Source organism: Sphingobacterium sp. UT-1RO-CII-1 (genome assembly GCF_026711005.1).
Taxonomy (GTDB): Bacteria; Bacteroidota; Bacteroidia; order Sphingobacteriales; family Sphingobacteriaceae; genus Sphingobacterium.
The window spans coordinates 739,559-759,556 of sequence record NZ_JAPPVJ010000002.1 but is presented as its reverse complement, the minus strand read 5'-3'; the positions used below and the strand labels follow the sequence as shown (position 1 = coordinate 759,556).

Genomic DNA, 19,998 nt, shown 5'->3' with positions numbered 1-19,998 from the left:
GAAAGAAGTGTTAGAAATCATTTAATACTTCTTTCAAAATTAGGATCCCTTCTTCCATTTCTTCATTAGTAAGTGATCCATAACCGAGCCTTATACCATCTATTTTACTGTTGTTGTAATAAGTAGGTAAAGGAATATGAATACCTTTTTCTTCGACTTTTGCTAAAGTATCCATCCAGTTTATATTATTTTTAGACCATAACCAAACAGCAAGACCACCTTCAGGGATATGAAAATCAATATGATCATTAAGATGTGTTTTAAATAAACTTATAAGGAAATCTCTCTTTTGTTTGTAATAGTTTGTTGCTTTTTTTATGTGACGTTGAATCGTGCCGTTATTCATCAGTTCTAGCACAGCTTTTTCCATAATGCTATCTCCTTGTATATCTATTATTTTTCGGAGCTGTCCAATTTTCTCTAAAGTATCTTTATTTTTTGTTGCCAGATAGCCCATCCGGAGAGCAGGAGCTACTACTTTGCTTAGAGTGCCTACATAAATAAAATTACATAAGCTTTCATAAGATGAAATTGGTGGTAACGGACGATGACCAAAATGAAACTCATAGTCATAATCATCTTCGATAATAGTGAAATTATATTGTTTAGCAAGTCTTATCAATTCCATACGACGAGATAGACTCATTGTTACTGTTGTTGGATATTGTCTATGTGGTGTGATATAAATAGCCTTAACTGTATTGTTCTTTTTTAATTCCTTTTCTAGATGATCGATTTTTAATCCTTTATTATCGACCGCGATTGGTATCAGGGTGGCACCTGTATTTTCAAAACACTGCCATGCTGATTGATACCCAGGAGATTCTACAATAATAGAATCATTTTTTGTTAAAAGGCTATGCGCTATGAGGTACATAGCCATTTGGCTACCGCGAGTTATACATAAATTAAACTCGTCAACTTGCATATTTCGTTCGTGGTTTAACATTTTGACAATAGCACTTCTAAAGTCTAGATCTCCATATTCATCGGCATAGCCCATCATTTTCCAGCGTGCTTTACGTTTGAAAATATCTCTATAAGCTCTCGCAAGTTCATCAATTGGGGCGATTTTACTATCAGGATGTCCGTCATCAAAACGTATACGGATAAGCCTATTATTTTCTTTTTCTTTTCTTTTAGACTGTTTGTTCTTGTTTTTTATTGTCTCAATGGGTAAAATATCTGCGACAAAAGTTCCTCTTCGTTCCTGTGGAATTAACCAACCTTCGTTTATTAGAATGTTTAAGGCTTCAACTACCGTGTTTCTATTAATACCTAGTTTTATGGCCATGCTTCGACTACCGGGCAATGCGGTTCCTTTTTGAAGTCTTCCCGAAATAATATCTGCAATTATAGCATCTGCAATTTGTAAATAAATGGCTTTTGAATCAGCTTTGTTTAACGTAATTTCTAAATTCCAAGGTCTCAACATCTGGATTAGTGGTTTTGTTTGTTTTTTCGATATATTACTAGTCCAAAAATAGTATAATTATCTTACTTCGTTGTTCATCTCGAAACAATTATGACATGAATTTGTGTAAAGAGATACTTTTAGTGGACTATATTATTTTTTATTTACTGGACTATGATGATTAAGTTTTGAAGTACGAGATTCGTGATCTTAAAAGAGAAAGAAAGTTCTACTGTATTTTGTTTTAAAAGATAATAATTATGAAGTTGTTTGATGTATTTGAAAAATTACCAGTCAATTTAGTGCGTGGCAAGGGTAATTATGTTTATGACGATAAGAATTTTTCTTATCTAGATTTATATGGAGGGCATGGTGTTATTTCTATCGGGCATAGTCATCCGCATTATGTATCAGAGGTTACTAAGCAACTCCATGCTCTGGCGTTCTATTCAAATACTATTGAAAATTCCTTGCAAAGTACTTTAGCCCATCGAATAGGTGTTTTATCGAACTATGAAGATTATCAGATTTTTTTTAGTAATACGGGCGCTGAAGCGAATGAAAACGCATTAAAAATAGCATCATTTCATACGGGTAGATCTCAAGTGATTGCATTCTCAAAATCTTTTCATGGACGTACTTCAGCAGCTGTTGCTGCTACGGATATCGAGGCTTTGCGTGCTCCAATTAATCAAAGTGATAAGGTAGTTTTTATGCCATTTAATGATATTGATAGTGTTCGTAAACTTTTAAAAACAAATGAATTTTGTGCAGTTATTATTGAAGCTATTCAAGGGGTAGCTGGTGTTTATGTGGCAGATGATTTGTTTTTGCAAGAGCTTCAACAAGCTTGTAAAGAGACAGGAACGATGTTAATTGTGGATGAAATTCAATCTGGTTATGGGCGAAGCGGTAAGTTTTTCTCTCATCAATATGCAGGAGTCAAACCTGATTTAATAACAGTTGCTAAAGGTATTGCAAATGGCTATCCAATGGCTGCGACGCTAATCAGTCCATTTATTGAAGCCAAAGTTGGTCAACTTGGTACAACTTTTGGCGGTAATCACTTAGCCTGTGCTGCTGCTTTATCGGTTTTAGATGTTTTGGAAGATGAAGGTTTAGTCAATAATGTTGCCGAAGTAGGTGATTATTTAATGAGTGAGTTACTCAATGTTAAAGGTGTCATTGCTGTTCGCGGAAGAGGTCTTATGATCGGTGTCGATTTTGATTATCCCATCATTCAGTTAAGACATAAACTATTAGTTGATGAATATGTATTTACGGGCTATTCTGGTAATTATACTTTACGTTTATTGCCAGCTTTAACTTTTACCAAAGAATTGACAGATATATTTATTAGCAAACTTAAAAAAGTAATCGAAGATGCATCACGCTAGACAATATATATTATCTATTCAAAGTTTAGTTGCTACTGGCTTTGTTGGCAATAATACCGCAGTTTTCACCTTGCAAAGCTTCGGTATAGATGTTGTTATGTTACCTACTGTTCTGTTCTCAACCCATGCCGATGAAAATGAATATTACGGAGATTCAACGTCAGTGCAGTTATTTTCAGACCTTATTAAAGGAATACAGGTTTCCAAAGTATATAAACATATAAATATTGCATTAACCGGTTATATTAATAATATCGATCTGATTATGTTAACCGCTTCTTTTTTAGAGAAGTGGCGAAGGGATAATACTTCTGCTTTTTATATTTATGATCCTGTCTTTGGTGACACTCGGACGGGAGGATTATATATTGATGAAATAGTCGTTCAGCAATCTATCGCGAGTTTATTGCCTTTAGCAGATGTGTTAACCCCTAATCATTTTGAGCTGGAATACCTATTAGGAAAGACCATTTCGACTGAGGAACAATTAAGAGCTTATCTGATACAAGATCAACGTTTTTATGGTAAAAAGATTGTTCTAACAAGTGCAGAACTATCTGATATTAAAAAAGGTAGCGTAGAAACTATTTTGATAGAAAATGGTCAAATTTCACGTTTTTCAAGTGAACGTATAGCTATTGAGGTCGTTGGAACGGGGGATTTGTTTAACGCTTGTTTATCAGCTTTTTTAGAACGAAGATATAAATTACAGGATGCTATCCCCAAAGCAATGTCTTTGGTAAAAGATGTGCTCAAATATGTAAATGAACATAAAATTATTGAAATTAATGCGGCTGCTTTGTGTTATGCCTTTGAGAAAAATCAAGATAGGAGATTTCTGGACTAGTATTGTTTTCATGAACTGTATCACTTATGGTATGATTTAAGTCTTTAATTTAGCAGTGTATTAAGGTTCTGTTTTACAATTTTTAATTTAAGCGTAGGCGTTTTAAAAAGATATTTTTTCAATAGGTCGGGTGGCTGATCGGAAGGCAAGAGTTTGCAAGACTCTTTACAATGGTTCGAATCCATTCCCGACCTCTTTAACGTTTATAATTCAATAATAGCACCAGCATACATTGACAGCATAATTTTACGATAAAATGAAAGATACTATTCAACATAATATTAATATTATAAATGAGCGTATTGAAGCAGCTTGTTTACGAAGTGGACGTCAAAGATCAGAAGTGCAATTATTACTAGCAACTAAAACAGTGCCTGCTGATCGAATTAAATTAGCTCTCGAGTGCGGTGAGCTATTAATAGCGGAGAACAAGGTGCAGGAGATTAAAGAGAAATATGAAGTCTTAAAATCGACACAGCATACGAAACACTTTATTGGTCATTTACAATCTAATAAAATTAAAGATATTTTAAAGTATGACGTTGCATGTATACAGTCGATTGATCGGTTTGAATTAGCAGAGAAGCTAAATCAGCGTTTGCTTTTTGAAGGCAAAACAATGGACGTCTTTGTGCAGGCTAATACATCGTATGAAGAAAGTAAATTTGGAGCTAGGCCAGAAGACCTAATTCCTTTAATAGAACAAATTGCAGGACTAGAAGCTTTACGAATAAAAGGATTAATGACCATTGGTTTGTTTAGTGCTGAAGCAGAAAAAGTAAGAAAGTGCTTTAGATTATTAAAAGGCTTACAAGAGCAAGCTAAAGCGTTAAATATTCCTCAGGTTCAGCTCGACGAGCTGTCTATGGGTATGAGTAATGATCTTGAAATTGCTATTGAAGAAGGGGCAACTATTATACGGGTAGGTACAGCTATTTTTGGAGAGCGTATTTATCCGGATAGTTATTATTGGAATGAAGCAAAAAAGATAAAGTAAGTTATCGCATATTTTCTTGGACCAGTTGTTAATCTTAAAACTGTATCAGGTATGTATAGCAGATATCCGATACTTTTGTCGAAAATAAAAAAACAAAGGAGGACGATGGATATCAATTTACACATTTCGGGTTTGATTGCAGATGAGCAACAAAGACAAAAACAAGGGCTTGAACTTATTGCCTCTGAAAATTATGTTAGTCAGGGTGTTCTTGCCGCAGCAGGTTCAATTTTAACGAATAAATATGCAGAAGGATATCCCGGGCGAAGATATTACGGGGGATGTGAAGTTGTTGATCAAGTAGAACAGTTAGCAATTGATCTAGCTAAAGAAGTTTTTGGAGTGGCCTACGCAAATGTTCAACCGCATTCGGGGTCCCAGGCAAATGCGGCTGTTTTGTCGGCGTGTTTGAAGCCTGGTGATAAGATATTAGGATTTAATCTTACCCATGGGGGGCATTTGACACACGGTGCAGAAGTTAATTTTTCTGGAAAACTGTATCAGACAAGTTTTTATGGAGTGGATATCGATAATAATCTATTAGATTATGAAGAGATACAGTCGATTGCAGAACGCGAAAAACCAAAACTGATTATTGCAGGAGCAACAGCATACTCCCGAGCTATAGACTATAAAAAATTTAGAGAAATAGCCGATGCTGTAGGAGCATTATTACTTGCAGATATTGCTCATCCAGCCGGTTTAATAGCGACCGGGTTGCTTATGGATCCTGTTCCTCACTGTCATATTGTGACCACCACGACCCACAAAACATTGAGAGGGCCTCGCGGAGGATTAATTTTAATGGGTAAAGACTTTGAAAATCCTTTTGGGCTTATGGATAGAAAAGGTCAGCCAAGAATGATGTCTAATCTATTAGATATGTCAGTTTTCCCAGGAAATCAAGGAGGCCCGCTTATGCATATTATCGCTGCAAAAGCAGTTGCATTAGGAGAAGTACTTACTGATGATTACAAGCTGTATATACAGCAAGTACAGCATAACGCCAAAGTTCTGGCAGAGTCATTTATAGACTTGGGCTATCGTGTTGTTGGAGGTGGCACAGATAATCATTTAATGCTCCTTGATCTTACGACAAAAGGAATGACTGGGAGTCAGGCTGAAAGAGTTTTAGAACGGGCTAGTATTACTTTAAATAAAAATATGATTCCTTTCGATCAGAAGTCGGCTTTACAAACTTCAGGTATTCGCCTAGGGTCAGCGGCAGCTACTACTAGAGGTTTAAACACGGATGACATGAAGCAAGTTGCTTTCTTCGTTGATAAAGTATTGAGCTCTTTTAGTAATGAAACTATAATCAGAGAAACCAAACAACAGGTGAATAGTATGATGCAAGATTTACCATTGTTTTGCATGTCAGGTCGTATATCATAATCAGATATTTTGGGAATTTAACTTTTAAAGAGATATTTCCGTTGTAATCATTGTCATAACAATTTATGTAATGCGTAAGTGTCTTGTCTAATTATTAGATAAGACACTTTTTTATGTAGAGAAAAGCCACAGTCTTCAAGTAGATATAATATTTACTGATATGTTTTTTAAGAATATATCAGTAAAACTAATTGGATAATGCTTCCTGTTTATATATAAGTTTGTATTTTTTAAAATATTCTTATTTTTTATTTATTGAAATAATCCCTGTTTTTTTTGGAATTTTAATAGATAACCTCAACCTTTGTAATACGTTCTACAAATTCATGGGTGTTGGCCCCGGTTTAAAAACCTTCTGCCAGCAATAATTTTTTTATTTTATTACAACTAATAGGATGCTAAAAACATATTTATTAATCGCTATTTTTCTGGCGTTATTACCGTATTGTGTCCGGTCTGAGATACCGGATTTAAAAATAGCCAACGGCACAGAAACCAAACAAGGTGTAGTCAAATTAGACTGGACTGTTAGTGGGCAAAATAGTTTGGAAAATTATGAACTTCAGGAAGCTAATACTCCCAGCTTCACTCAACCGAAAAAAAGATATGATGGGAACGATACTGGTACCTTTATATCAGGATTAAAGAATGGAACTTATTATTATCGTGTAAGGAAAGTAGGTGATAATTGGTCAAATATAGTTTCTGTACAAATCAAACATCATTCACTTACATTAGCCATTAACCTATTAATTCTTGGAGCGATTGTATTCATCATAACTACAGCTTTAATTCTTTTTAGCCTTAGAAACCAAAATAAATAATCTAAAAAATAATGACAAACAATTCTTATATCATCTCTCCGAGTATCGGGTGGCTTATTTTGGCGGTCTTAAGTATTCTTTGGTTAGGCTTAGGGCTCTATTGGGGACGTAAAGCTAAAAACTTGGAGGGACATATGCTTGCCGGCCGTAATGTCGGAATGGCATTAGGAACAGCGACTGTTATGGCAACATGGGTCACTTCTAATACAACTATGTTAGCTCCGCAATTTGTATTAGAAATGGGAGTTTGGGGTATGTTAGCTTATTCCACTGCAGCTATAGGCCTTCTTCTTTTTGCTCCGTTAGCTAAGCGTATCCGTACGCTAATGCCGAAAGGTTATACTAGTGGCGATTTTATTCGGCTACGCTACGGTAAACCTGCTTGGATTGTCTTTCTTTTCATCAGTATTTTTTATAGTTTAATTTGGTTAATCAGCATGGGCATGGCAGGCGGTATATTAATGAATGCTATTGCTGGTATACCCTATGCATTAGGGACAACAGTTATCATTACTGTTTGTGTGGGTTATACACTCTTTGGAGGCTTGTATGCTGTAATTGGAACCGATTTTATACAGTCTGTACTTATTATGATCGGTATTGTGATCGTAGGGTTCGGTATATATCATGTATTTAATTTTGATACGATATACAGTGACTTGGAAAACAACCGTCCGATGTTACTTAATTTGCTATTTCCAGCTGCACTGATGTCAATATTTAATAATTTATTATTCAGTCTGGGGGAAGTTTTTCATAGTAATGTTTGGTGGAGTCGTACTTTTGCTCTCCGTAAAGAGGTTGGTAAGAAAGCATATACTTTAGCTGGCCTGGCATGGCTTCCTATACCTATTGCAGCAGGGTTTATTGCATTAGCTAGTGATTCATTGGGTATTAATATCGTTCGACCAGATATGGTTGGACCATTAGTTGCAGCTAATGTTCTTGGTCCAACGGGGGCTGTTATTGTTTTTATTGTTCTCTTTTGCTCATTAGCTTCTAGTATTGATGCTGTTTTAGCCGCCATTTCTGATTTAATTACCCAAGATATTTACAGGAAAATATTTAAACCTCATGCAACAGATCAGGAGCTTAAAAAGTTTGCTGCTTATATTATCGTTTTGGTTGGCATTGTTGCCCTTTTATTATGCTTACCTCGGATCGGTACTTTAGCCAGTATTTTATTTTTTGCAGGTCCGATGGTTGGTAGTACGATATGGCCCATTGCGACAGGGCTATTTTGGAAGAAAGCAAATGGTAAAGGTGCGTTATGGGGTATGCTTTTGGGGTCATTGTGTGGCTTGGTTAGCTATTTTTATCTCGGTTGGTATACTTCATCTTTAGTAGGGGCTACGGTGTCTATGCTTACTGTGTTATTGTGTACATATCTATTTCCATCAAATTTTGATTGGGAAAAACTTGATGAACCTACAACTTAAAAAAATGATGTTTTCAGAGAATTTTATTAAAATCTTAATCATACTATCACTTATAATTATTGCTTTTAGTGTCTTAATACTTATTGTATTACTAATTAATGATTACAGAAAAAAACAGATTTGGTAATAACAAAAAACTAATATCATGAACTCTACCAACCCAATGTTGTCTAGCGGTCTAAACCCTGACCCAACAGATTTACTAGGAAACGGAACAATTAACTTTTCTTTATTAAAAAAGCTTGTAGGAAAATCTATTACTGCTGTTCATCAGTTTGACAAAGAGTTAGTTTGTGAACTTTGCAAGTTTGCAGCATTGCTCGAATGTCGTAAAATCAGAACATATGATATTCTAAAAGGACAAATTGTAATTACGGCATTTTTCGAACCCAGTACACGCACGAGACTTTCATTTGAGAGTGCTGTATTGCGCCTCGACGGAAGGGTTATAAGTATTCCAGAAGGTGCGCGCAATACAGGAGTTGCAAAAGGAGAGTCATTATCAGACATTGGTGAAATGTTTAATGCTTATGGTGATGCCGTTGTTATTAGGCATACCGAAACTGAGGCATTGGCTGAAATCTCCAAAAACTTAAGGGTGCCCCTTATCAATGCAGGAAATGGATCGGGAGAACATCCGACGCAGGCATTAGCTGATTGGTTTGCCATATTGAAATGGAAACCACAAATGCAAAGTGCACAGTTACCAGAGGAGGAACAGATACATTTAGGTATTTTGGGAAGCCCAGGGAGTATGCGAACGGTGAACTCTTTTTTAAGAATGTCGCTACTGTTTAAGCAAAACATTAGAAAAATAACAGTTGTTTCAGAGCTTGCAAACCCGCTCGGTGAAGAGTTGTCGGATCTATTGGAACAGTCCGGAATTGTATTCGAAATCACTGATAATATTAACAATGTGCTAAGTGATTTAGATGTTGTTTATATGAACTCAATTGCTTTTTTGGGTGATTCATACCGTTCTTTAGACTCAAGCTTTAAATTAAATACAGAGAGTGAACTGAAGAAAGATGCAGTTGTATTACACCCATTAGCACGCTTAGATGAGCTAGACTCAACTTTGGATGAAACAGATCATAACTTGTATTTCACACAGGCGCATGGAGCTGTTTTTGTACGTCAGGCATTATTTATAGCCATACTGGATTGTTTTGATAGAATTCCTTATCAAGATCGAAAAGAAACAAAAATAGAATACGAATTACAAACTATATAATACACACATTATTAATGAGTGGAATAACAGGATATTTTAAACCAGAAGGTTTATCGAGAAATACGAAGAAGAATTTGGAACTTATGCTTTACAGTTTAAAGCATAGGGGAGATGATGGAAGTTATCAATATATTAATGAAGAGCAAGGAATTGCAATAGGACATCAATATTTACATATTAATGGTGACCCTGAGAGCGTCAGTCCTATTTTTGTTGATAAACAAGGAATTATCTCAACTGCAAATGGAAGGTTTTACGATGCTAAAAAGCAGCGCACCAAACTACTTTTTGAAGGTTATGAATTGGTATCCAAGAACGATAACGAGCTCGTTGTCCCTTTGTATCAAAAATACGGACTTCAATTTGTAGAACACCTACGTGGAGAGTTTGCTATAAGTTTATTTGATAGTCAACGTAAACGATTAATCTTAGCACGTGATCGTTTTGGAGTGAAACCTTTATTTTATCATATAACGAATGGTACAATTTATTGGGGCTCAGAAATAAAAGCATTACTGGCTCACCCACAAATTACCCCTCAGTTTGAAGGTAAGGGGTTGTTGCATCAATTGATGCATACTATGTCAAGTGGCAGTAGTGCTTTTCAGGATATTCATGCCGTAAAACCTGGGTATATGCTCATTATAGATGCCAATGAGAATACTCTTCAGATAAGTGAAAAGAAATATTGGGATTTAGAGTTTCCAAAACAAGAAGACCGGGATTTAAGCTTATCCGCCCAACATCATATAGATAATACAAGAGAACAATTACTAGATGCTGTCGCGGTCCGCATGGAAGCAGATCAGGATGTGGCTGCTTATTTATCAGGAGGAATTGATAGCTGCGCTATATTGGGTATGGCTTCCTCTTTAAGTCAGAAAAGTCTAAGTGCTTTTACAATTAGTTTCGATGACGATTCGTATGACGAATCTGCTATAGCCCGTGAAATGGCAGCTACTGTGCATGCCAAGCATACGCAACTCATTTTGACAGCCGATGATTTGTACGGCGATAATTATGCGAAAACATTATGGCATGCCGAGCGTACATTTTATAACACCTTAGGCGTTGCAAAAAAGCTGATGAGTAGAAGGGTACGCGAGGCTGGTTGTAAAATAGCGCTTACTGGTGAAGGATCGGACGAATTGTTTGGTGGATATCCTAGTTTTAAACGAGATATGTTACGATATGGCTTAGGCACAGGGGTTAGTGCCGAAGAGTCTTTATCATTTCAAAAGTTAATGAATGAATCTAATAAGCTGTTTACAGGCGCAATCTTATCCGATGAAATCCTTTCCCATCCTGCAATGGAAGATGTATGTGGGTTTACACCTTCATGGTTACAGCCTTGGATGAAAACATTGGATATAGCCCGCCCCTTACTTCATGATAACTTAATAAATGAACTGGCAGATTATGACCCCATCCAACAGATTGCTGCTTCGTTTGATAGTACACAATTGACGGGTAGACATGTTTTAGATAAAGCGCAATATACCTGGTGTAAAACAATGCTAGAGTGTCAAATTTTAAATTGGGGTGGAGACCGCGTAGACATGGCAAATGCTATGGAGTCACGGCCCCCTTTCCTTGATCATTTTGTGGCAGAAATGGCGGTTCATATCCCGCCACATTTACGGATAAATGGAAATACTGAAAAATGGGTATTAAGAGAGGCAATGAAACATATCATACCTGAAACTTTATATAAAAGAGAAAAATTTGCTTTTATGGCTCCTCCCGGTCACACTGATCCAAGGAAGATGCAAGGGTTACAATCGTTATTGAGAAAATACATGTCTGAAGAGACGGTACGAGAAGCGAAAATATTTGACTATGATCGGTTACAACAATTTATGAACAACTATAAAGTTGATACTGATCCGGTTTCTTTAACCAGAAAAGATGCGCTAATCAATCATATTTTAGGGCTTCATATACTTTGGCATCATTTCATTGCTTAAATTATATGTTATATCATTCTCCTTGAATCTTTATTTGTAGATTTGATTTCATATTAAATCAAAAGATTTATTGATGAATAACATATAGTTAATGATTAAAGATAAAGTAAAGCATTGGTCTATTGTTGAGTATTTACATGAAACCGTGAAAAACCCAAATATTCATATTAAAGGAACAAGTAGCTATTATAGTAATGCCTGGACAGATTCTTTTGAAGATAGTGTTGTGCGTTACCTGTATGGCGACCAATATAGTTTGGATAATTGGCAACCTCAATGGGAGATAGATCAACTTTATATTGGTTCTTACGTTTGTATTGCGGCGGAAGTTGTTATACTAATGGGAGGCAATAATACGCACCGTGTTGATTGGTTTAGTTTATATCCTTATGCAGAATATATTGCAGAGTCGTATCAGAAGAGCGGTGACACTATTATTGAAGATGGCGCGTGGATCGGTATGAGGGCTATGATTATGCCAGGAATACGAATCGGTGAGGGGGCGATTGTGGCATCGGGTGCAGTAGTCACGAAAGATGTTGCACCATATACTATTGTTGCAGGTAATCCTGCACGATTTGTAAAGTATCGATTCAATGAAGAAATAATAGCCTCACTCTTAGATCTAAAGATATACGAGTGGAATGAGGATAAGTTCAATGCATTGCTTCCTTTTTTAGCGTCTAATAATATTGAGCAATTAAAACAAGCTATTAAAGTATATAATGAGTAATAATAGGGCAATACTATTGTTTTGTCTGTGAATGAGGTATAATAAAAGTAAAATAGGGTTCGAATTTTCGAGCCCTATTTTATTCTCTATAGCCCAGCTTTCCCTAGTTTATATTAAAGCTCTAGCACCATATCATGCCAAACAGCACCTCCATGCATGGATGAAGAAATACCTAAGTCTATAAAGCCAAACTTTTTATAATACATTAGGAGGTGTTCTTTACAAGTTAGTATTACACCTCTCCTGTGTTGTTCTTTAGCCTGAGCAATCATATATTCAAGTAGCTTGGCCGCATAGCCTTTTTTTCTATATTCCTGCTTAACTGCCAACCCAAATACACTTTGCCATATACCATTTTCATCATGTAGGTCTGCTTTCTGAAACATTTCGTCTTCAATGGTTTTTTGATTAGAAACCATTCCATTAATATATCCAACAATTTCTCCTTCAATTTCAAGTAGCCAGAAGTGTTTTGAAAAAAACTTTAACCGTTCGTGGAAGGCATCTAAAGAGGCGGCTTCGTCAACTGGAAAGCAAAGATTTTCTATGCTATTTATTGTTTGTAAATCGTCTAGAACTGGATTTCTAAATATCATATTTTATAGAATAGTGAATGTTATTTATATTTAATTAACGTTTCTTGTTTAATTAATATAGCCCTAGGTAATGTACAAAAAATACCTATTGTTAGGTATTGATTCGCATAGCTTATCTGATGTACATTTACAATATGTTTATTTACCTATTAGGTTTTTCTAAAAAACTCTGTGTTGCTGAATTTAAAATAACGGAAATAACTTAATATGTCCAAAACTAAAACTACCATGAGAAAGATAATACTCCCAATTGTTTTATTTGGTCTGTGTGTTTCCTTTTATGTACACAATCATATGAAAGTGCGGTCGGTATTTAGAGATGCTGAAAAGGCTTTTCAATATAAAAACTATTCACAGGCATTAATCTATGCTAATGAAGCCGAGAAAATACTAGGACAATGGACTCTTTTTACATCATATCTTAAAATACAGTGTTTATATGCACTGAGCGATATGAATAACTTCGAGTCTGTTCATGTGCAAAGCCTGTATGAAGAAACAAATAAATACATTAAGCAGATAGATATCTTGCAAATTGATCATGTTTCGACAGGGGACCGTAATCTGATTTATACTATTAAGAAGAAGTTTCGAGCAATGAAAATAGAGGAACGGCATGCCCCCGGTTTTTTTGAAGCTAAAAAAGCATACGACACAAAAGATTATTATTTGGCTGTTTCATTATGGCAGACGTTGGCGCATAAAGGAAATACTTGGGCTATGCGCCACTTAGGATTGCTTTATAGGTCGATAAGAAAAACAAAGCAATCTGAGTACTGGTATCATAAGGCTGTCGAAAATGGTAATTTGCAGGCTATGCATGATTTACAAACTTTTGATAGTAGACAAGGTTTAGCTTTCTTAACTCAAAGTTCTAGTATCATGTTAGACACCTTACGGGGTGGACAAATAGAAATAAATCAATTCCGTAGTAGGAACAGCAATTCCATATCTATGCGTGAACAAAAAAACACTTTTAATATACTGCTCAAAAAAACATTGAATTTCTGACTATTAAAAAAATAAAAACACTGCTATTCATACTTTTTTTTGACTTCTCGTACTTCTCATTTTTGGAATTATGAACGATTTATCATTCAAATAAAACATTTTATTTTTCTTATTGCATATCTTTTGTTTTTAAATTTGCAGCTTCGCTTGTACCAATAGAGTAATAAAAAGCGAATGCTTATATCGCTATATAGAAGCAAAGGTTGTCTTATTCACGGCTATACTATTATTCTGGGGTGGTTGTTTTACGACATTTTCTTTCTCATATATACTAACGAAAACAAGAAGTACAGTGAGTAAAAAAGAATTTAAAGAAACAAATCGGATGATATGCCCCCGATGTTTAGGGCGTGGTAAAAAAAGCAGGAGACTACGTAAGAAAGTGCGTCAATCTTATCAGAGTGCATATGAACAGTATGTAAAAGTAGGAGAGGTATCAGACCCACCGACTCGTCCTAAAGGACAGCTGTACGTTTGTCAAGATTGTCATGGAACTGGCTTGATACTATCTTCGGGACCCGTTTCTGCAGATTATAATAAGTATCCACATGTAGCTATAGTAGGAGGAGGTATTGGTGGTACAGCATTAGCTGCAGCTTGTTTACATCGCGGTATTCCCTTTTCCCTCTACGAACGTGACCTCCATTTTTCTTCTCGTGCTCAGGGCTACGGGCTTACTTTGCAACAGGCAAGTAAAGCCATTGAGGGCCTTGGTGTAACTATTGCTGATATGGGCGTAATTTCTACCCGACATATTGTTCATACTCCGGAAGGAAAAGTGGTTGGACAATGGGGGGGAGCATGCAGAGGAGGGGAAAGTACAAAAGATTATACTAAGCGTTCAAATGTACATATTGCTAGACAGTCTTTACGCTCTGCTCTTTTAAAAGAAATTGGTGGAGAAGGTGCTATTTTTTGGGGACACAGACTAGTTGATATTATAGAGGATAATGGCGGTGTCGAATTGAGTTTTCTAGTAGATGGCGAGGTGAAAAAAACGAGAGCTGATTTAGTAGTTGGCGCTGATGGAATTCGAAGTTCGGTTCGTCAATTAGTGTTAGGTGAGACTATTAAACCATTACGTTATTTAGGTTGTATTGTTATACTGGGGATATGTCCTCTACTAGCTGTTGCTGATTTACAGAGTACCTTGCTCGATTCTGCCACTGTTTTTCAAACAGCTAACGGTCATGAACGTATTTTTATGATGCCTTATACGGCACATGAAATCATGTGGCAACTAAGTTTTCCTATGACAGAAGAAGCAGCTAAGCAATTGAGTGCAGGGGGGGCTGTAGCGCTTAAGGAAGAGGCTGTTAAGCGCACCCCATGGCATCTTCCTATTCCCCAAATTATAGCTGCGACTACGGAGGAACAGATATCCGGATATCCTGTTTATGATCGTGATCTATTAGCTGATGAATTGTTTAATGAAGATCAAGCAGTCACCTTAATAGGAGATGCGGCACACCCCATGAGTCCCTTCAAAGGACAAGGAGCTAATCAAGCGCTCTTAGATGCTTTAGCCCTAGCGCGTGCAATTTTTAGTGGTTGTCAAACCGATGAGTGGAAGACAGTAGGCATTAGAGATCTAGTACTAACAGAATTTGAATCTGAAATGATCAAGCGCAGTGCTTCTAAGGTACAAGGTTCTGCTGACGCAGCTCGATTTCTACACTCGGAAGTCGCCTTAGAAAAATGTGATCGACCGCGCGGCCAGTCATTGAAGACAAAGTGAATTTTGTGCAATTTTTAAGTCAATCTATAAATCTAAATGCGATAATTAAATTAATATAGAATATTTTTTAAGTATCTGTGAAGTACTGATTCGTTTGAAATTCAGTTAGTATAGTCGTTATCGTATGAAGTTTTGTCGATTTAATCTTACCAAGCATAAAAAAAAGCATGTTTTTTGAATAAGGTAATTTCGAAATTATTATATTACCCCATGTAGCGAAAAACGCTTTTTAAATGACGAAAAATATTTTTTTGTTTTTTTTTATCTGCTTAAGCTTTATAGGTGTTTGTTTTGGACAGAGACCTGTGAATGAAATTGAAATAACTGATTTTCGTACAGATACCAGTAAGCAACGAGATCTGATAGACATAGGTCGGGAGCTTTTAAAAATTAAGCCACCCGGAGATCAAGATAGCACAGGACAGAAGTTTTATTTTTCTTTTTTACCCTTTTCTACAAGTGTTCCCGGCGGAGGGACTGCTTTGATTACCTCAACTACAGCAGGCTTTTACCTCGGTGATCGTAAGAACACCTATTTATCTCGTGTTACTTTTACTCCATATACCAATTTTGCAAAACGCTTTGGTTTTCCTATTCGCTCGTATGTCTGGTTAAAAGAGAATAAGTGGGTTATTGATGGGGATATTAGACTGCTTAAATATCCGCATGAAATATGGGGACTTGGTAAACAATACGGTCCCAGTGATAAAATAAATCTCGACTACACCTATTTTAGGTTTTATCAACATGCATTGAAGCGGATTCGTGGCGGTTTCTTTATGGGAATAGGCTATGATTTGGACTATCGTGTAAATATTAAAAGTACAAGTGAGTCGTCCTTAGCAGACTTTACGGGCTATCCTTACGGAACGTCAGAAGAGGGGGCGAGTATTTCATCAGGGCTCAGTTTAAACTTAATATTTGATACGCGTGCCAACTCGATTAATACATTGGACGGAAACTATGCGAACTTGCAATTTCGGTTTAACCCCACATTCTTAGGGAGCACTGAAAGTTGGCAATCCCTATATTTAGAAGTAAGGAAATACTATAGGTTAACGGATAATCCTGATCGTCAAAATATGCTTGCTTTTCGAAATTTTTTTTGGACTGTGTTCAATTCCAAAACACCTTATCTCGATTTGCCAAACTTAAGTTGGGATCCTTATAATAGTTCTGGACGAGGCTTACCACTTAGTAGATATCGAGGTAAATCGCTCTACTATTTAGAAGGGGAGTATCGTCGTGATATTACCCGAAATGGACTACTTGGTTTTGTCATCTTTACGAATGCAACAAGTGTAAGTGGTCCTAAATCAGACTTGTTCGGTTCATGGAGTTTAGCAGCAGGGGCTGGTGCCCGGATAAAATTTAATAAAAACTCAGGTACTAATATAGCCATTGACTATGGTGTAAGTAAGGGACATCGTGGTTTAAGATTATCATTAGGTGAAGTTTTTTAGTGCCATGAAAATGAATTTAGTCTTTGTATCTTTGCGCTTATAAATACAATAATATGGCAAGAGAAACAAAGCAAGGGCTATATCAGGGAATAATAGAACGTGATGAAAAAGGAAACTATTTTTGTGGACCTTATCTTTTAGATTACCAATTAACTGAAGCACAATTTAAGTTAGGAGATAAAATCAGTATAAAAAAGATTATAGGAAATAATAGCGGCAAGAGTGCGGCTGATTACCCACAAAAGGCTATTAAATTCTTTTTAGCCAATTAAGAAATTGATTATTAAATAACATGGTTTACTGTATTAAAGTAAACTTTATTCATGAAATCGATTTTTAATGAGTCATGAAAATTTTACTATCTCTATCGCAAATACTTATGTATTTGCGTTTTTTAAAGAATACTTTTATAATGGTCTGCTAGTTTATTCATTGTGATATAAACAAAGTAAGCTATTAAGAGGTGCTATCTCATGGATTTTAAAATTCAAATATCACACCTAGCGACGGTAAAGGGTGCCCTTTTTTGTTATATAAGATTACTGGTATAGCGTTGTTTCCGTCCATGGCGACAGGCAGGCCATCGGTTGTGACAAAATCTGTGTTTTGTTCATTTCTTTTAAAAGTAAAATTAGGATTACTCTCGTTTTTTTGCACCAATAGATTTTGAATATCTAGGTACACTCCCAAGGCTGTTTTTTTGAAGTTATATTTTTTATCTATTCTGAAATCTAGTTGATTGTAATTCGACAACCTGTTTTGATTTAACTGCGTAGCATCCATAATTCCCTGTCCCAATAACATATAGTTTTGCTGCGAAGCTGACATATCAAAGGGCGTATATGGGTTTCCGCCAGCAAAGCGATATTTTAACCCAATATCCCAATCGTTCTTTAACTTATAGCCCATAGTTGCAGAAAATAGGTGCCTATTATCCCATGATGATGCTGTTAAAATATCGTCAATTCCTGAAAATTTACTGACTACATACGAGTAACTTAGTACATAAAAGATATTTTTCGTCATTTTTTGCTGCACGAATAATTCCACGCCATATGTTTCTCCTTTTCCTTTTGTTAATATCCGTTCACTACCTATAGAGCCGTACTGTGTCCCTTGATTTGCTAATGAGACACCTGTGCTCTCTGAAACCGGATAATTGTCATATTTTTTATAGAAACTTTCGAGTGTTAAACGTAAAGATCGATTAGGTAAAAACTCTGTGCCTAGCACATAATGACTAGAACGGGTGTAATCCATGTCTTTATTAATGAAATCACCATCTTTATCCTTGTAACCCAGTGCTGTATACACTGGTATTTTGAAGTACGTCCCTACAGATGCGTTGATATTCCATCGTTGTGTTAAGCTATATGCTGCTGATAAACGAGGCGATATAGTTTTTAAAGCATCATTTCCGGAGTCCGTCAGGTTATTCATATCTGTCCGTAATCCTCCTGATAAGAGAAGCTTTTCCTGAAGAAGCCGTTTTGATGCATGGGCGAATAGCCCATATTTCCAAAAATTTACTTTACTATTGAATTGTACTTTTTCCTCTGGTAGTATCACTGCCCCGCTAGCATCTTTAATTTCGCTGGATATACTATTTAGTACATCACCAAAATAATGTACATATTGTGCATCAACTCCGGCAGACAGTCTCCAACCTTGAATAAATTTTGTGTAATCAAATCGGAATTTGTTTTCTACTTCATCTGATTTAATTAACAATGTTCTATTTTCTTCTATTTTATTTTCATCTTTAAACTTATCAAGCGTCGTATTAAACATATTTCGGCTTAAAGTGAAGTTCATAAAGCCATTATCAATCCTTTTATTTAAAGTAAGTCCCATTGTATAAGTCCACTGACTCATGTATGGGGTAGAGCGCAATATATAGATATCTTCAGGCGTAGATTCTTTTGTCGGCGCAAAACTAAACTTATCAATAGCACCTATACCAATCGCTGTTATTGTTGTTTTATCGTTCAATTTATGATTTACTTTATATTGAAAATCATAAAAATCCGGGCGTATTGGTAGGTCTACCATTTTGAAAAGTAAGCCTAAATATGATTTTCTTGCAGAGCTTAAAAAGGTTGTTTTAGAAGAAAGTGGCCCTTCTAAAGTTAAGGCTGTTTCGGTCATACTTGACCTTATATTACCCGATAACCGGTCGGGGTTCCCGTTTCTTTGATTGATGACAAAGGTGGAAGAAAGGGCATTGCTATATTTGGGGTCAAATGCTGATGTTGTTAATTTTAAACTTTCTATAAATGAGATATTTAAAATACCTTGGGCTCCCCCCGAACTTCCCTGCGTTTGAAAATGATTTAAAACAGGTATTTCGATCCCGTCCAAGTAATATACGTTTTCATTTGGAGCCCCACCTCTAATGATAATGTCGTTTCGGTCTCCAACGCCGTTACTTAACCCAACTCCAGGTAGTGTTTGTACAACTTTTGAAACGTCAAAATTTCCTCCCGGGTTTGATTTGATTTCCTGTGTTGTTAATTGTTGTACAGATAGCGGTGTTACCATATCAGTAGCAATAGCTGAAGTGCTTTTTGTCAGGTCGATTGTTATATCTTCCAGCATCGCTGTTTGCGGGTTTAAAGTATAGCGTGCAATTAGATCGTTGCCTGAGCTTATTTCTAAGTTGTATTGCGTAAGTGTTTGGTAGCCTACAAAAGAAGCTGTCATCGTATGTTTCCCTACAGGTATACGCAACTTAAACACTCCGGCTTCATCCGTAATTGTTGATAAATCAAGACCCTCTATTTTAATACTTACGCCTTGAAGAGGCTCGTTTGTTCTTACATCCTCTACTTTACCTATAAGTTGGCCTGTCTTTTGAGCATATAAAGGAACAGTAATCGATACTAGTAATAGTAGCAAAAAAATAAGACGTTTGGGGTTGGTCATCATCGATATAAGTAATAA

The 19,998-nt window shown here is 36.1% G+C and carries 16 protein-coding genes and 1 tRNA gene; 14 read left to right on the top strand and 3 right to left on the bottom strand.

What is annotated here, in order from left to right; all coding sequences use genetic code 11:
* Nucleotides 1-10 precede the first annotated feature (10 nt).
* Complete coding sequence (gene pdxR, locus ORI89_RS07085; protein ID WP_268229747.1) at nt 11-1,435, bottom strand: MocR-like pyridoxine biosynthesis transcription factor PdxR; 1,425 nt, start codon at nt 1,433-1,435, stop codon at nt 11-13.
* Nucleotides 1,436-1,674: 239 nt separating this feature from the next.
* Between pdxR and ORI89_RS07080 the strand changes: the two genes are divergently transcribed.
* The 10 genes from ORI89_RS07080 to ORI89_RS07035 all read left to right on the top strand — a co-directional run bounded on the left by ORI89_RS07080 (nt 1,675) and on the right by ORI89_RS07035 (nt 12,247).
* A complete protein-coding gene (locus ORI89_RS07080) occupies nt 1,675-2,811 on the top strand; it encodes an aspartate aminotransferase family protein (RefSeq protein ID WP_268229746.1) in 1,137 nt (378 codons plus the stop codon).
* On the top strand, nt 2,798-3,658 hold the full coding sequence (gene pdxY / locus ORI89_RS07075) for a pyridoxal kinase (RefSeq protein WP_268229745.1): 861 nt from the start codon (nt 2,798-2,800) through the stop codon (nt 3,656-3,658). Before ORI89_RS07080 ends, pdxY begins: the two co-directional genes overlap by 14 nt.
* A 124-nt stretch (nt 3,659-3,782) precedes the next feature.
* Nucleotides 3,783-3,852: transfer RNA gene (locus ORI89_RS07070), tRNA-Cys, on the top strand.
* Between the two features lie 62 nt (nt 3,853-3,914).
* Nucleotides 3,915-4,655, top strand: coding sequence for a YggS family pyridoxal phosphate-dependent enzyme (locus ORI89_RS07065; RefSeq protein WP_268229744.1), 741 nt, complete (start codon nt 3,915-3,917; stop codon nt 4,653-4,655).
* Between the two features lie 105 nt (nt 4,656-4,760).
* On the top strand, nt 4,761-6,050 hold the full coding sequence (gene glyA, locus ORI89_RS07060) for a serine hydroxymethyltransferase (protein WP_268229743.1): 1,290 nt from the start codon (nt 4,761-4,763) through the stop codon (nt 6,048-6,050).
* Nucleotides 6,051-6,445: 395 nt separating this feature from the next.
* Complete coding sequence (locus ORI89_RS07055; RefSeq protein WP_268229742.1) at nt 6,446-6,874, top strand: hypothetical protein; 429 nt, start codon at nt 6,446-6,448, stop codon at nt 6,872-6,874.
* Between the two features lie 11 nt (nt 6,875-6,885).
* Nucleotides 6,886-8,313 carry a sodium:solute symporter family protein gene (locus tag ORI89_RS07050; protein WP_268229741.1) on the top strand — a complete coding sequence of 476 codons (1,428 nt, stop codon included), beginning with the start codon at nt 6,886-6,888 and terminating at the stop codon, nt 8,311-8,313.
* Between the two features lie 145 nt (nt 8,314-8,458).
* Nucleotides 8,459-9,547, top strand: a complete 1,089-nt coding sequence (locus ORI89_RS07045; protein WP_268229740.1) for an aspartate/ornithine carbamoyltransferase family protein — start codon at nt 8,459-8,461, stop codon at nt 9,545-9,547.
* A 14-nt stretch (nt 9,548-9,561) separates the two neighbouring features.
* Nucleotides 9,562-11,514 (top strand): asparagine synthase (glutamine-hydrolyzing), encoded by a 1,953-nt coding sequence (gene asnB, locus ORI89_RS07040; RefSeq protein ID WP_268229739.1) that lies wholly within the window; start codon nt 9,562-9,564, stop codon nt 11,512-11,514.
* A gap of 91 nt (nt 11,515-11,605) precedes the next feature.
* A complete protein-coding gene (locus ORI89_RS07035; protein WP_268229738.1) occupies nt 11,606-12,247 on the top strand; it encodes a CatB-related O-acetyltransferase in 642 nt (213 codons plus the stop codon).
* A gap of 113 nt (nt 12,248-12,360) precedes the next feature.
* On the opposite strand, the gene ORI89_RS07030 is transcribed toward ORI89_RS07035, so the two are convergent.
* A complete protein-coding gene (locus ORI89_RS07030; protein WP_268229737.1) occupies nt 12,361-12,843 on the bottom strand; it encodes a GNAT family N-acetyltransferase in 483 nt (160 codons plus the stop codon).
* Between the two features lie 228 nt (nt 12,844-13,071).
* Here ORI89_RS07030 and ORI89_RS07025 point away from each other — a divergent pair, with 228 nt between their 5' ends.
* The 4 genes from ORI89_RS07025 (at nt 13,072) to ORI89_RS07010 (ending at nt 17,327) form a co-directional block, all read left to right on the top strand.
* The gene (locus ORI89_RS07025; protein ID WP_268229736.1) at nt 13,072-13,854 is read left to right on the top strand and encodes a hypothetical protein; all 783 of its coding nucleotides are present in this window, start codon (nt 13,072-13,074) and stop codon (nt 13,852-13,854) included.
* A 292-nt stretch (nt 13,855-14,146) separates the two neighbouring features.
* Nucleotides 14,147-15,592: an FAD-dependent oxidoreductase gene (locus ORI89_RS07020; RefSeq protein WP_268229735.1), complete on the top strand. Its 1,446-nt coding sequence runs from the start codon at nt 14,147-14,149 to the stop codon at nt 15,590-15,592.
* Nucleotides 15,593-15,825: 233 nt separating this feature from the next.
* Nucleotides 15,826-17,055: a BamA/TamA family outer membrane protein gene (locus ORI89_RS07015; RefSeq protein ID WP_268229734.1), complete on the top strand. Its 1,230-nt coding sequence runs from the start codon at nt 15,826-15,828 to the stop codon at nt 17,053-17,055.
* Between the two features lie 53 nt (nt 17,056-17,108).
* A complete protein-coding gene (locus ORI89_RS07010; protein ID WP_268229733.1) occupies nt 17,109-17,327 on the top strand; it encodes a hypothetical protein in 219 nt (72 codons plus the stop codon).
* Nucleotides 17,328-17,535: 208 nt separating this feature from the next.
* Here ORI89_RS07010 and ORI89_RS07005 read toward each other — a convergent pair whose 3' ends face one another.
* A complete protein-coding gene (locus ORI89_RS07005) occupies nt 17,536-19,983 on the bottom strand; it encodes a TonB-dependent receptor (protein WP_268229732.1) in 2,448 nt (815 codons plus the stop codon).
* Nucleotides 19,984-19,998 lie beyond the last annotated feature (15 nt).

Coding starts and splice junctions, on each gene's coding strand:
- glyA (WP_268229743.1), top strand. CDS start 4,761: ATGGATATCAATTTACACATTTCGGGTTTGATTGCAGATGAGCAACAA.
- ORI89_RS07010 (WP_268229733.1), top strand. CDS start 17,109: ATGGCAAGAGAAACAAAGCAAGGGCTATATCAGGGAATAATAGAACGT.
- ORI89_RS07015 (WP_268229734.1), top strand. CDS start 15,826: ATGACGAAAAATATTTTTTTGTTTTTTTTTATCTGCTTAAGCTTTATA.
- ORI89_RS07080 (WP_268229746.1), top strand. CDS start 1,675: ATGAAGTTGTTTGATGTATTTGAAAAATTACCAGTCAATTTAGTGCGT.
- ORI89_RS07005 (WP_268229732.1), bottom strand. CDS start 19,983: ATGATGACCAACCCCAAACGTCTTATTTTTTTGCTACTATTACTAGTA.
- ORI89_RS07035 (WP_268229738.1), top strand. CDS start 11,606: ATGATTAAAGATAAAGTAAAGCATTGGTCTATTGTTGAGTATTTACAT.
- ORI89_RS07030 (WP_268229737.1), bottom strand. CDS start 12,843: ATGATATTTAGAAATCCAGTTCTAGACGATTTACAAACAATAAATAGC.
- ORI89_RS07055 (WP_268229742.1), top strand. CDS start 6,446: ATGCTAAAAACATATTTATTAATCGCTATTTTTCTGGCGTTATTACCG.
- asnB (WP_268229739.1), top strand. CDS start 9,562: ATGAGTGGAATAACAGGATATTTTAAACCAGAAGGTTTATCGAGAAAT.
- pdxR (WP_268229747.1), bottom strand. CDS start 1,435: ATGTTGAGACCTTGGAATTTAGAAATTACGTTAAACAAAGCTGATTCA.
- ORI89_RS07045 (WP_268229740.1), top strand. CDS start 8,459: ATGAACTCTACCAACCCAATGTTGTCTAGCGGTCTAAACCCTGACCCA.
- pdxY (WP_268229745.1), top strand. CDS start 2,798: ATGCATCACGCTAGACAATATATATTATCTATTCAAAGTTTAGTTGCT.
- ORI89_RS07025 (WP_268229736.1), top strand. CDS start 13,072: ATGAGAAAGATAATACTCCCAATTGTTTTATTTGGTCTGTGTGTTTCC.
- ORI89_RS07050 (WP_268229741.1), top strand. CDS start 6,886: ATGACAAACAATTCTTATATCATCTCTCCGAGTATCGGGTGGCTTATT.
- ORI89_RS07065 (WP_268229744.1), top strand. CDS start 3,915: ATGAAAGATACTATTCAACATAATATTAATATTATAAATGAGCGTATT.